Origin of the sequence: Mycoplasmopsis felifaucium ATCC 43428, from assembly GCF_000687775.1 — a bacterium.
In the GTDB taxonomy this organism is placed as follows: domain Bacteria; phylum Bacillota_I; class Bacilli_A; order Mycoplasmatales; family Metamycoplasmataceae; genus Mycoplasmopsis; species Mycoplasmopsis felifaucium.
This window is the reverse complement of record NZ_JHXS01000017.1, coordinates 1-14,347: the sequence shown is the minus strand read 5'-3', so window position 1 is coordinate 14,347 and position 14,347 is coordinate 1. Positions and strand designations below refer to the sequence as shown.

Genomic DNA, 14,347 nt, shown 5'->3' with positions numbered 1-14,347 from the left:
TCTTCTTGATCTTTAGTTTCTACTGGTGTTGTAGTAGTTTCACCTGTTGTAGGTTGTTCTGTTGTAGTTCGTTCAGCGGGTTTAGTGTCTTGAGAACCTTCTGCAGTTCCTTCAGCTGGTTTTGTATCTTGTGAACCTTCTGTAGTTCCTTCAGCAGGTTTTGTATCTACAGGTTTAGTTTCTGCTGTTTTTTCAGTTTCTTTGGTTTTTTCAGCTGTTTTTTCACAACTAGCGGCAATAGTTGGAATAAAAGCTATAGATAACCCTCCTAGTAATGGAAGTTTAAGTTTTTTCAATATTTTTTTCATAATTCCTCTTTATTTCTAATTACGTAATTAAATTATAAATTTAATTGTTAACTATCTTAATTGGAGTGTATAAAGATGAAAATATTGCCACAAAATTATTAAAAAAATATATCCAAATTGGATATATTCAAAGTTTTATTATTTTGTAATTTCTAATGTATAAACTTTATCAGCTCAACTACCGTCAGTTAATTTGAGTTTTCATTTTAAAGTAAAACCACTTTCAGCTTGTTAAACTCAAATACCCTTAGCTAGTTGACCATCAAAACCAATATTTTCAACATTACCCTTACTTGAATTAGTTCTTAATTCTGATTTAACTTCATTATTAATAATAAGTCCAGTTATATTTTCTGTAGTATTTTTTTTACCTTTTTTAGTTTTGTAACTAATTGTTTTACCAGAAGCATTATTTATTTGGAATCTATTCTTAAGTGATGCAGAAGTGATAACTTGTTCTAATTGTTTTAATAAGTCAGCTTTATTTTGTTCGTTAATTGTAAATAATTCATTTTGTTCTGATAATAAGTAGGCTTTTTATACAATTAATTATTTAGATATGTATAAAGTTTTATAAAGTGAAGAAATCTTCTTTTGTAGCTCAATTAACTTTATTAAATTCATAAGTAAGATTACTAAAATCTAAAACTACATTTTCATTATTTATTTTGTATGAACATTCGCCATAAGGAATTATAAAGTTTAAATAAATATATTTTTGTGTATTATAACCAGGTTTATTTGAAGGTGATAAATATATGCATTTATTCTTTTTAATCTTAATTTTTCTTCATTTATCAAATTTTAATTGTACTTCTGATTTAGGGGAATTTCTTAATATATCATCAAGTAAAATAAGGTTATTATTTGAGTTATAAACTTTGTTTATCTTGTGTATTTTTGGATATACAATTCAAAAATAGGTTGCTATGCATAAGGGAATAATTCAGGTAGTTAATAAAGCTAAGTCTATAAAAGTATAATCAATTGATTTCTTAATTGTAAAATACATAATTGCAAAAACATTTGGAATTAATGCAAAAGCAAAAATTAAAATAGAAGATCAAATAAAGCAATTAGTTCAGTAATTATAGAATCTTTCATTTATTTTTATATTTTTATTTGTACAATAATTTAACACTATTAACAATCTTTGGTTTATTTTTAAAACTCCCCAAGTTAAAAAATATAAAAACAAAATAATAAAAGGTGATATAACTAACAATAATTTTATTTCTGTATATAAGGTCATAATTTTTTAAATATTCTTAAACCAATCATATTTTTTGAATTCATCATAAATGTTGCCGAAAGTTAACAATTGATTATCAAAATCAACTAGTTCGCATTTTTCATATGGTTGTATTGCGTTCCAATATGTAATTAATTTACTATATTTGCTTACATTTTTAATTTTCAATGTTTTTGGATACATAATATATCTGTTTATTTCATTATTATCAAAGTTAATTTTGTAAATGTTTTCAAAGTTAAGTTGTAAGTTGCTTAGTTCACTATTTTTGATTTTGTCCTCTAATAAAATTAGATCATTATTATGTTTAAGGGTTAAAAGTTCTATAAACATTCAAATTATTCTTATTGAAGATGTAAGAATTAAAAAAATAAATGAATATCCAAATACATTAATAATTACGAAATCTGCTATATTTCAATCTAAGAATTTCTTATATCAAATCATTATATAAGTTACTCAAGCTGATAAAGGAATTGAAGTTGCTATAAGAGCGATTAATGTAAATAAAACAAAAATTTTAGTAAAGCTTTTAACCATTTTTTTATTTAATTTTATGTTAATTTGCCTTAAATAATTTAATGAAAAGTAAAGTTTTCCATTAACATTGAATTTATAGACTCATACGAAATATAAAATAAGAATAACTAAACATCAAAGCGTTATTATATATCCAACTATTTGCAAAGTTAATGGCATATTTATCCTAAGTTATCAAATTTAACTTTATTTGGTAATGTCTTAATATATTCACCCGTTTTAGGATGTTTAGATTTAGTTAATCCCATTGAATATAATTCAAATTTTGAATATTTAAGCATATCCTCTAATGTTTTTACTTCGTTCGTTTCTAAGTTTTTAAATACTGTATTAACTCCTCCTGTACCACCCATATAGTAGGGATTATCCTGAACGGTTTCATTAATAACTGTTCATTTTACTTTTTTCATTTGTCCAATGTGCATTCCTGTTTCTTCAAATTGATTCTTGAAATCATCAATTCTATCATTATGTTCAGAAAGTTCTCTAAATGATTTGATTGCGTCTGCAACATTAATAGCTGCTGATGCAATACTTAAATATGTACCCGCTTTTGCTCCGAATTTACCCATATTCACTAATAAAGTTGAGTATGCTAATTTAAGTGGTGCTTTTGAAAGATTTAATGACATTGTTAGTGCTTTTCTAGATAATTCTCAAGGATTAGTTTCTTTAGATTTTGAAAAAGTTATTATTCCATCGCTAAGTATATTCAACGTTTTTGAATGATTATTGATAATCATATCAATAATGCTTGCTATTGATCCTGTTATTGCAGCACCAACTGAAAATACAGTCGCAAAAACAGCTGAAGAACCAAAAGAAAAGAAAGAGCAAATATATGAAACGGCTGCTGCACTCGCTAAAACTGCAGTTAATGTTTTAAATGTTGTTGATAATTTAATTAATAATTGAATCTTATTGCTGACCTCTTCAAATGTTGCTTTAAATTCATTTAATTCGTTTGTTAAAGATTCAATTTTAGATAATATATTCTTTGAACTTATTTGTCCATCATCATTTACGAAATAATTATTTTTTGCATCTGTAGCTATTCTCTTGTAATAACTTTTCACTTCTTTTGTATATTCTTTTATATTAATATTTTCGCTATTAATTTGCGTTTGAATTTTTGATATTTCATCTTTAACTTGATTCTTAATTTCGTCAATGTTAATATTATCTAAATTAATGTCATTTATTGAACCTGTTTCTTTTAGTTTATTTTTAATTTGTTCAATTTTTTCTTTACTTAATTTCTTTTTAATATCTCTATTAATCTTTGAAACTGAGAAATTAGAATAATCATCTTCAATTAAACCCAATTCATTTGTTAATTCTATTATTTTGTTGTGCTGATCTTGATCATTGACGTTATTATTAGTAGCCGTTTGAACTACAGACATTACTGATAAAACTAATGTATTTAGCTTCATAAACCTCCTTGAGCATATTAATATGTATTAATTATATTTATATTAGTAATACATAATTAAATATAAATTTTATTTCCATAAAATGCCACAAATATATAAAAAATGTCTCATAAATTTTTAGAGACAATAATTTTAATTTTGGTCATTTGGATTCAAGAATAAATCAAATCAAACGGTTGTATGATCAGATATAGCACTTCTTACATAATCAGCTTTTGCTTTATATTTTTTACCATTTGATTCAACTATTTTTTGTCATTGGTTAAACGAATTTATATTACCAAATGCATAATCATTATTAGGGAATCTAAATAAATCATATTTATTGCCTTGTGTATAAGTTAAATCTGATTTAATAAATATTTTGTCATATGGTTCGCTATATACATTCATTGTTTTTGATAAACTTGTTGAATTTTTAGCAGTATCTGCCAATAATGATTCATAAGAATTAAGGATTGGTGCGAATGCTTCAGATTCTTTGCCTCTAATTATATTAGTATCACCAGCAAAAATTAAGTCGTCATTTGCTCCGTCTTTAATATCGAATCAATCCATTGCATTTTTTAAATTTAATGCTTCAGTAATTTCTTGGGCACCACCACCTCTAATAGTTTTATGCGAACCTTCTTTGTTTTTTGTGTCTTTACCAGGTGAATCAAAATGGCTTATAACATAAGTAAAATTATTTTTAATATTACCTAAAGTTTCAAATTTAACACCTGCTGGAGGTCTCATATAACCTCTAGCTTTTAAGCTATTAGTTTCGCCAAAATTATTTCAAGTTGAATTATCATAAACTAAAACTTTTTGGTTGTTTTCAAATGGTAAGGCTTTTAGTAATTGCTTGTTATATATAAATGAAGCGTACTCAGGAACATTGCTTCTAGAACTTAAGGATTTATGCCCTACTTTTTTATCGGTTTGTAAGTAGTCATATTTATCAGTTTTGTAGAGTTCATTTAATTTAGAAACCAAATTATTAACAGCATTTTTGCCATCAACTTCTACTAAACCAACTAAATCATAGTTATTTTTGTAAATCACACTTGCTAAAGCTTCATATTTATAATTAGGAGCATCATCACCGAAGTTTAATACGTTTCAAAAACCTATTCTTACTTTATTTGAATTTATGGCCGGTGTATTATTTTGAATATTTGCATCATTTTTGCTTGGTTTATTTTCTTGTGGTTTAGTTGTTTCTAAAGATTCATTGTCATTATTTTGCGAAGTTTCAACATTACCGTAATTTGAATTATTTTGACTATCAGAATTGCTTATTGTTAATGTAAATATTTCACTTGAAAATGATCCATTAGATAATTTTAATTGTCATTTAATATCAAAATTACCTTCAGAAATTTTGTCTACATATAAACCTTTTGTATTACCTCTAAAATTATCTCAACCAATTGTATTTGTTCCGTGAGTTTTAATTACTGTTGGATTAAGATCTGAATTAATTGTAATTTCAGGTATATCAATTTGCTTACTGTTATTTTTTTGTTTAAAAGTTAGTTTACCGTTTTCAACTTTAATAGCATTTGTTGGCGAAGCGTTATTTGAAACTATTTGTTCAAGCTTATTAATTAATTCGTTTATCTTAGTTTTATCAACTATAAATAAAGTGTTTGATTTTGATAATTCATAAGCTTGTGGAACTAAATATTTAGACGATTCGTTTAGTTGCTCATTTTGGTTATTATTTTCTGAATCATCATTTGTTAAATCGCTCTTAGGATTAGTGTTTTCTGAATCGTTAATTGTTTTGTTCGACTCTTCTTCATTTGGTTCATTACTATTGTTTTCATCAGAATTGTTGTTTGAATTAATTGAATTTTCTGAATTTGTATATTCGACTTCTTTATTTTCTGACTCTGCGACAATATCTGATTGATTATCGGATGGTTCTATACTATTTTCATTGCTTTGATCTAGTTCAGTTTCTTTTTTATCTGTTGATTGATCTTCATTGTCTGCAATTGTTTCACTGTTTATGCTATTATCATTTTCATCTGTGTTTTCTAATTCTTTATTATTAGAATCTTTTTCTTGATTGCCTATTTCATTTTCTTTTGGGCTAGCTTCAGTGTTAGAAATTTCATGATTATTATCAACTTCTGAATTTTCATCTTTTTCAGTATTGTTTAAGGCGTTCTCGTTATTTTGTATTTCTTCTGTTTTGTTAGTTTCATTTACTTGAGATGTTTGGGTTGCGTCATTATCTTTATTATTGATAGCATTTTCTTTTTTTGTAGCATTTTCTTCTTTGTTTAGATTATTTACAACTGTATTATCAATCGTTTTGGTGCTCTCTGTATTCTCTATGTTTTTGTTATTGTTAGTATTAGCGTTATTCATACTATTTTCAATATTATTGTTTATATTATTTTTGCCATTATCATTATTAGAATCGACTAAATCTCCAAATTTGTCATTTGTAGTGTTATTTGATTCTGTTGCGTTGTTACAGCTCGTAATTACAAATGGCAAAGCACAAATTGACAAAGGAACAAGAGTTAAAAATTTAAGCTTTTTATTTTTTGATTTCATATTTTCCTAAAATTATTTAATTATTAGCAAATAAATATTATTCTATTTATTAGTTTTAAATTAATTATTAGTCAAAATATGGAATAATTTCCTTAAAAACTATTTATTTAATATAAAAACCGACAAATTTTGTCGGTTTAAGTGTTTTATTCCGCTGATATTGAATTATCAACAGGTTTGATAGTTTCATCTATGAATTTCTTCAATTCATCATAATCATTTTGAATTGTTTGTGAATTTGTTTTTTGAATTGTAAATTCAGATCATTTTTCTGAATTTATTTTTTCTAATAATGTTTTAGCTTTTTCTAAAGCTTCAGAATTATTTGGTGTTTGACTTTCTTGTTGATTTACTCATTCTTGCAGTTTTTGAATGTTGCTATTATTTTTAATTATTAAACCTTGAAGGTATACACAATATTTATCGTGAATTTCTGGCATTTGATATAAGAAGTCTTTTTTAGCTTTTTCAAAATATTCATATAGATAATCAAATAAAGCTTCACTTAATTTTGGATTACTTATATCAGCATTTTGTTGTTGATAAGCTTCTTGAATTTTAGGATCTTTTCAGTTTCAAGCTTCATTGATTTCATTTACTCCATCAAAAAAGGTTTTGTAATTATCATAAATTCACACGCTTGAAACTTGTACTGCGAAAGGATATTTTTGAGTAGTGTATTTTTCTCAAATATCCGAGCTTCAAGTGTATGTTCCATCGCTATTATTATTAATAGTTGGAGTGGCTAACCTATTTGAATAATATCCTCAGTTTCCAAAAAATTCTAATCCAACTTGAGCTCAAGCATTTTCTAACTTATCATTTATTTTTTGGATTGTCTCTTGAACTTTTTCCGGCTCATTATTATCTTCATATTGTTTTAATTCTCTATTTAAAGCTTCAACAGATTGCATCGCTTGATTATATATATCATTTTGATTTAATTTACCTACTAACAATAAAGGATCCATAGCAAAGTTATTTGTTTCTATGATTTCTGTTTCATTTTTTTCAACTTCTGTTTTATCTTCTTTAGTTAATAAAGCAGCTTTATTCTCTAAATCTGTCATTTTAGCTTTAATATCAGCTAAATACGTTGATATTTGTTGATAAGAAGGATTTTTGTTTGTTTCAGCTTGTGAGATAGCATTATTTAAATTATTTGAATATAAGCTTAATTTAGAATTGTCTTTATGTTCATTATATACATCGTTTGCTTGAGTTATTAATTGGGCTAATTCAGCTTTTTTATCGTTGTATTCGTCAATTAATTCATGACTTTTAGCTAAACATTCAGTAAGTGTTTCTTCGGCTAAATCGTATTTATCCATAATTTCATCACGATTATTGTTTTCGCCTAAATCAGGAAGCTTATTTAAAGTTTCTTCTAATTTATTAATTAAGGCAGTAAATTCTGGTTCGTTTTTTGCTTTATTAATTTCTGCACTTGATTTTAAATTATTTAGATTTCTTTTAACTACATTGTATTCATCAATAGTTTGTTTTTTATCGTCATTAAATGCGTTTAAGTTATTAATAAAGTTATCAATAATAGTAGTTAAGTTATTTTTTTGCGTTGCTATATTATCAGGGTTATTTGATTTAATACTGTTTAACGCATCATTATAAGCGTTTCTAAGGATTTCAACATCTCTTTGGAATGCTGGATCATAAGTTTTATTTAATAAATTGTTAGCTTCGGTTAATTTAGGATTAATTAAATCAACATTATCTTTTCAAGCATTAGCATTTACTAATTCATTTGAAACAGTTGTAGCTAAAGCTTTTATTTTATCTAAAGTAGTTTCTTTAGTAAGCATTTCTCTAAATGAACTTATTTGATTTTCTAAATAAGTAATTCCAGCATCATATAAATTATTTTGATTTGCATTTTTTAAATTATTTTTAAAGGTTTCTAATGCGTCTATTGTAATATTAATTGCTCCAACATTATCTGTAATTTGAGAGACTATTTCTTTAGCTTTATTTAGGTCGCTTGGGATTTGGTTCAACTTATTTTGCAATTCTTGCATTGGGGTGGTTCCATTTATGCTTTCAGTAGAATTCATTGCGTCTGTAAATAACTTTTTAGGTTCTGCATAATTTGGATTATCTTTATACTGCTCCATTAAATCTGCAAATTCTTTACGTAATTGGATAATATCTCCTGCTAGTTTAGCCTTTTCGTCTTTAGCTTGTATTCAATCAAAATTTGAATTTGCTATTGTATCTTGTAAATTACCTGAAATTTTATTAATTATTTCTATTGAAGTATTAAGGTTTGTAGCTTCTTCAGTTTCGTTATTTATAATATTTTCTAGTCTATATGCTAAACCTTGAATGTTTTCTAAATCATTATCAGGTTGTCAGTATAAAGGATCATTATCAGTTTCTTTTAATTTGTTAATAAAATTGCTTGCGACTTTTACTTTTTCATTATATTCATCTATAGCTTGTTGAATTAATTTATCTTTTTCGGTTTTATCTGCATTTGCTTTTGTTATAGCATCTAATAATGAGTTTTTAATGTTATTAAGTTCGCTTATTGGTTGATTCAATGATAATTGTGGTACAGTTAAAACAGCATCAGATAAATTACTTATGATTTCTGAATAATTTGCATTTTTTGACATATCTTTAACTATATTAGTAATATTATCTACTAATTGTTTAATTTCAGTTTGCAATGCTAACGATTCATTTATTGATGTATTAAGCGAAGCCTCAAAAGCTTTAATATTTTTATCTAAATCTTCTAAAGTGCTTTTTGCAGCCTCATCATTTTTAATATCATTATTTATATAAGCTTGAGCATTTTCAATGCTATTTTGCAGAGCATTAGATGCACCTTTAATGTTTTGATTATCTTTGTTTGATTCAATTAATTGGCTAGCCTTACTTATTAATTCTTTAAGTTTTTCAAGAATACTTTTATTTTGGCTTTCTTTATCCTTGGCATTAACAACTAGTGCAGTCGCTGAACTTGCGGCAATAATTGTTCCGCTTGTTGCAATAACTAAACCTGTTAATGTTTTTGATTTATTTGATGCCATAATAACTCCTTATGTGAATTTTTCATAAAAATATATTTTTTTATATAAATATTATCCATTATTTTGCTTTTATGCTTTATTTTTTTTTTTTTTTTTTTTTGTAAAACCCCTCAAATGAATTGTCAAGGCACAAAAAATAAATTTAACTTTTTACCAAAAAACCTATAAAACAATAAAAAACCGCACTTTTAAAGTGCGGTATAAATAACTATAAATTATTAAACTAAGAATTCAGGTAAGTTAGTTTTGTCGGAACTAACAGTTTCATTAACGAGTTCATCAGTATGATTTGAAACATTTAATTTTGACATATTAAAGGCTTCAAAATCAGAATTTATATCATCAGAATTATTAATTGCATCAAAATTTTTAATTACATTAGTATTAAGTTGTTCGTCGTCGTTTAGACCTGAAGCGATGATTCCTACTTCAAAATAATCGTTTTTATCATTGCTTTGATCTATCATTACCCCGATTTTCTTTTGGATGCTATTTGAGCGGTTATCAAACACCTTATCGATTTCAGCGTTCGCTACCTGGATAGCTTCTAAAGGAACTTTTGAATCGAATTTGAAGTTAACAAGCATTTTGGTACAAGTTTTGATATCGCTTTCAAACAAAGGGTTTTTTAATGCTTTTTGTGTAGCGTTTTTAACCTTATCTTTGCTTGAATCTTTACAATATCCTACAATAGCTTCATTGCCATTTTTGAATACATTTCTTAAGTCGTTTAAATCGATATTTAAGCAACTTTTTTCAAAAAGAATATCGTAGATAATTTTAATTGTATTTTGCAGAATAACATTTGAATACTTTAAAGCTTCCATAAATGGTAAATGTTTATAGTTGTCTAAAAGTTTTTGATTTGAAACAATTATGTAAGAATCAACATATTTTTTTAATTCATTAATACCTTTTGCAGCTACCACTTTTTTAGTTGTGCCTTCAAAAGTTTCAAATGGATTTGTTACAACTGCTATAGTTAAAATATTTAACTCTTTAGCAATTTTTGCAATCACTGGTGTAGCACCAGTTCCTGTTCCACCACCGAAACCAGCACATAAGATTAGTAAATCTGTACCAGAAAGCATTGTTTTAATGTCTTCAGTACTATCGATAGCCATTTGTTTACCCATTTCAGGGTCATTGCCAGTTCCACACCCTTTATTTATGCCAGAACCTAATAATAATTTATTTTCACATTTACTTATAGATAATGCTTGATGATCTGTATTAACTACAAAATAATCAATATTATCTAAAGGTTCATTTAGCAAAAAGTTTATTGAGTTGTTGCCAGCTCCACCTACACCAACAACTTTTAACTTAATGCCATAAGAACAAGAATTATTTTCATCATTCATTATTATGCTCCTGACTTTTAAGAGATAGATTTTGCAAAACTAGGCTTGTTTGGCATATGAAACAGTTTTTTAAATCAGTTGAATCTTGATTTGTTTTCTTGTGAAATATTTAGAGTTTTTAGCATATTTTCTCCATTAAATTTTGAATTATTTAATAGTTGACACGCATTTATAACTGTCATATTTGCTTGTTGATTTTTGTTTAATTTTTCCGCTAAAGAAATTTTAGATTTTAGACTGCTATTTTTTAAACTTTCAAAAAGAAAATCATTATTTAAACCGTATAAAATAATTTCAGATATTTCCATTTCTGCTGTTTTATAGTGGTTTTCAACTTTTTTAGCACATTGTGAAATTAAATTATTTAAACAACTAAAAATTGTATATTCGTCAGTGTTTTTATCAAACTTACTGAAAATATTTCAATTATTTGCAACTGCTAACAATGAATTGTTAGCTAGAATGCTTAGCTGATTATTTTTAATTCTTTTTGCTAATTCCTTTTTGAATATTTCAAGATTTACGGAAAAATTTTCAAAAGTTATCACTGCATCATTCATAACTGTTGAAAGAGTCAAATGTTCTCAATCATAGTTTACAATGAGTTTAATTTTATTATCTTGACTTTGATTATTCAAACATTGATTTTGTAAATAAACATTTTCATTTTTAAAGCCATTTTGATCTAAACAGTTAATTATTTCAACAATTTGAGCATTGTTTTCAAAAAACATTAATGATGAAAAAGTTGTTAATTTAATACCTTCTTTATTTATTGGTAAAGAAGCATATTGTTTAACTTGTCCCGTTAAATCTTCAAGTTCATATAGAAAAGTTTTAACAGTGTTTAATGAACCAAAAACACTGTTTGATAGTGTTTTTTGTTTAATTTGCTCATTAATATTTTCATTTACTTTAGATGTTATGTCAAAATGATGTTTAACTACCTCAAGTTTGATTTTGTTTTCTTTTGCATATTCATTATCAATTTCATAAGCAAAAGAAATTTTTGAATCTTTGTTCTTTTTGTTGTTGAGCTTCATCGAAAGATTATTTTTAATTGTACTTACAAAAGACTTAAGAGAATTAATATCAAAATCAGTGAATGAAACAGATTCAGAATACATTTCAATGTATTTTGAATTAATATTTTCAAATAATCTAAAAATAATTTGGCCACATTTTAGACTAAAAATACCATAAAATAGTTTCATTCGTCCTCCTTTATATTAATTTTGTTAATATTCTTAACTTTGCACTTCGTGCTCTTTTGTTTTCTTCTTCTTCGGTTTTGCTTGGGTTTATGACTTTAACAACATAGTTTTTGACTTCATTAATTGGCATTTTTGATGGCAATTTATCCTTAATAAAATTACCAAAAAAGTTTTTAACAATTTTATCTTCTAATGAGTGAAAACTAATGATTGCTAAGCTTGAATTTTTATTTAATAATTTGATAGCTTGATTAAGCATATCTTGAATGGATTCAAATTCATTATTTACTTCGATCCTTATAGCTTGAAACACTGCTTTGCAAGGATTTTTTAATTTCACAAGTTTAGCAGGATAAGATTCCCTTATGACGTTAGCTAATTCTAGTGTTGTCTTAATTGGACGGTTTTTAATGATGGCCTTCGCAACTTGTTTTGCAAGTTTTACCTCGGCGTAGTCAATAAAAATTCTAATTAATTCACCTTCACTATAATTATTAACAACATAGTATGCATCGAGTTCTTGACTTTGATCCATTCTCATGTCTAATCGTGCGTCTTTATTGTAACTAAAGCCGCGTTCGTCATTGTCAACTTGAGGACTTGAAATTCCTAAATCAGCAATAATACCATCAACAGAAGTAACATTTATTTTGCTTAATTCGCTTGTTATATTCTTAAAATCTGAGTGAATTAAAATAAAGTTATCATTAATTTTGTTTAAACGTTTGCGACTTTCTTCTATCGCAAATGCGTCTTTATCAAAACCAATTAATCTTCCATTTTTTGATAAGTACTTCAAAATTAAGCTTGCGTGACCGCCCATCCCTAAAGTTAGATCAACATAAGTTCCATCGGGTTTTATGTTTAAGGCATTCACGGTTTCATTTAGTAAGACAGAAATATGTTTATTAGTCATATTTATTCCTTACTAGCTAATTTTTCAGCAGCTTTTTCAAGAATATCTTCATCTATTGATTGACAATATTCCTCATATTTTTCGGCTCCTCATAATTCAATGAGTTCACCAACGCCAATGAGAATAGCTTCTTTTTGAATAGTAGCTTTTTCTAAAAATAATTTTGGGATTATAAAACGTCCTTGTGAATCAAGTTCTATTTCTCAACTATTTCCAAGTCAAGCTCTTTGAAGAATTCTAGCTTCTTTGCTAAACTGACTTTGGTTTAATAATTTAGAACTAAATTTTTTGAATGCAGTTTCACTTCTAAGTTCAACTGCACCACTTAATCCGATAGTCATAAAGAATTTTGACCCTAAACTGTCCCGCAGTTTGGCTGGGATCATTATTCTATTTTTATCGTCCACATTTCTGTTATATGTTCCGTATATTTCCATTTTTCTCCACTATTCACCACTATTATACATTTACTTATAGTAAAAGGCAAGAAAATTGGCTTGAAAAAATAAAGAAAAATCAGGAAACTTAACATTAAAAAACTAATTAAATTTGTAAAAAATAAAAAAAGAGCATTTTTGGTTGATTTATTCATCAAAAATGCACTAATTTAAAATAATTTAATTTTTAAAATATGGAAATTTCCATATAGTGAAGAAGTGGGACAAATTATTGATTTAGTTCACCTAAAACATCGGTAACGTCTTCCACTTTACCAACTAAGGTTAATAAATCACCTTTTTCAAGAGTAGTTAAACCACTAGGAAGAATGTTTTGTGAACCTCTTTTAATTAAAACGACGCTAACACGTTTATCGTGGAATTTGATATCTTTAATGTTTTTATTGTTGTATTTTTCATTATTTAATGTAGTAGAACCCATTACGAACCCATTACCAATTTCTTGTAAATTTTGGCTAAATTTAATAAAGTTTTGATTAGATGCTATCAACGCAGTACGGACGCCTGCTTCATATTCAGGTTGAATAATAATATTAACTCCAATTTGTTTCAAAACACGTGCGTGTCTATGAGTTTGAGCTCTTGCAATAATATTTTTTACATTTAACTCTAATAAAGCAGCCACAATTTCAATATTTTCAGGTACAGCTACAATAACTGTATCCATTTCTTGAATGTTTAAAGCTTTTAAAGATTTCATATTTGCGGCATCTGCAACCACAACTTTTTGAGCTACATCAGTAAATTCTTTAAGGAGTTCTTCATTTTTATCAATTAATAATAATGATTTATTCATTTTAGCTAATTGGTTAATAACAGACGATCCAAAACGACCCACACCAATTACACAAATATCTTGTTGACTATTACGACGCATATTTTCTCCGTTTATAAATAATGCTTAAATTATATAATTTTTGCAAAATTTTTAGTAGTATTCATTATAAAAGTGAGGTTCCAAAATTGAACCCCACTTTTATAATTTTTGCCCTAAAATATAAATATAACAACCAAATAGAAAGGGCAATATAATTATAATGAAATTTAAAAGTTTAAACAATGTTTACTGTATCGAAACAACAGTGAAACATTCATATAATAGCCAAATAAAATATAGATCTAAACACATTCACGTTTACATTAATGATTCTGAAAAAGACTTAGAATACGCAAATCAAATATTTTATAGAAACAGATTCAAGGTTCATTTTAATCATATTTCTATAACTAAAGCACATAAAATTTTGAAT

Annotated in this window: 11 protein-coding genes and 1 pseudogene; 1 reads left to right on the top strand and 11 read right to left on the bottom strand. The window is 26.3% G+C overall.

From position 1 onward, the window contains the following. The 11 genes and pseudogenes from T390_RS0102975 to T390_RS0102925 form a co-directional block, all read right to left on the bottom strand. Window positions 1-308: pseudogene (locus T390_RS0102975) on the bottom strand (hypothetical protein); the annotation flags it as partial. A 571-nt stretch (window positions 309-879) separates the two neighbouring features. Next, window positions 880-1,449 carry a hypothetical protein gene (locus tag T390_RS0102970; protein ID WP_156930760.1) on the bottom strand — a complete coding sequence of 190 codons (570 nt, stop codon included), beginning with the start codon at window positions 1,447-1,449 and terminating at the stop codon, window positions 880-882. A 117-nt stretch (window positions 1,450-1,566) separates the two neighbouring features. Beyond that, window positions 1,567-2,100: a hypothetical protein gene (locus tag T390_RS0102965; protein WP_156930759.1), complete on the bottom strand. Its 534-nt coding sequence runs from the start codon at window positions 2,098-2,100 to the stop codon at window positions 1,567-1,569. A 161-nt stretch (window positions 2,101-2,261) separates the two neighbouring features. Next, complete coding sequence (locus T390_RS0102960) at window positions 2,262-3,536, bottom strand: hypothetical protein (RefSeq protein WP_027335011.1); 1,275 nt, start codon at window positions 3,534-3,536, stop codon at window positions 2,262-2,264. Window positions 3,537-3,668: 132 nt separating this feature from the next. Beyond that, the gene (locus tag T390_RS0102955) at window positions 3,669-6,092 is read right to left on the bottom strand and encodes an endonuclease/exonuclease/phosphatase family protein (RefSeq protein WP_027335010.1); all 2,424 of its coding nucleotides are present in this window, start codon (window positions 6,090-6,092) and stop codon (window positions 3,669-3,671) included. Window positions 6,093-6,238: 146 nt separating this feature from the next. Then, the gene (locus T390_RS0102950) at window positions 6,239-9,145 is read right to left on the bottom strand and encodes a hypothetical protein (RefSeq protein ID WP_027335009.1); all 2,907 of its coding nucleotides are present in this window, start codon (window positions 9,143-9,145) and stop codon (window positions 6,239-6,241) included. A 218-nt stretch (window positions 9,146-9,363) separates the two neighbouring features. Further along, entirely contained in the window at window positions 9,364-10,509 is a 1,146-nt protein-coding gene (locus T390_RS03860) for a cell division protein FtsZ (RefSeq protein WP_051590862.1), read from the bottom strand. Between the two features lie 17 nt (window positions 10,510-10,526). Next, on the bottom strand, window positions 10,527-11,723 hold the full coding sequence (locus T390_RS0102940) for an MAG3720 family protein (RefSeq protein ID WP_027335008.1): 1,197 nt from the start codon (window positions 11,721-11,723) through the stop codon (window positions 10,527-10,529). Window positions 11,724-11,733: 10 nt separating this feature from the next. After that, the gene (gene rsmH / locus T390_RS0102935) at window positions 11,734-12,639 is read right to left on the bottom strand and encodes a 16S rRNA (cytosine(1402)-N(4))-methyltransferase RsmH (RefSeq protein WP_027335007.1); all 906 of its coding nucleotides are present in this window, start codon (window positions 12,637-12,639) and stop codon (window positions 11,734-11,736) included. A gap of 2 nt (window positions 12,640-12,641) precedes the next feature. Further along, window positions 12,642-13,076: a division/cell wall cluster transcriptional repressor MraZ gene (gene mraZ, locus T390_RS0102930; RefSeq protein ID WP_211246826.1), complete on the bottom strand. Its 435-nt coding sequence runs from the start codon at window positions 13,074-13,076 to the stop codon at window positions 12,642-12,644. 229 nt (window positions 13,077-13,305) lie between these two features. Continuing rightward, window positions 13,306-13,974 (bottom strand): potassium channel family protein, encoded by a 669-nt coding sequence (locus T390_RS0102925; RefSeq protein ID WP_027335005.1) that lies wholly within the window; start codon window positions 13,972-13,974, stop codon window positions 13,306-13,308. Window positions 13,975-14,134: 160 nt separating this feature from the next. Here T390_RS0102925 and T390_RS03855 point away from each other — a divergent pair. Then, on the top strand, window positions 14,135-14,347 hold a 213-nt coding region (locus T390_RS03855), incomplete at its 3' end, for a hypothetical protein (protein WP_036436196.1).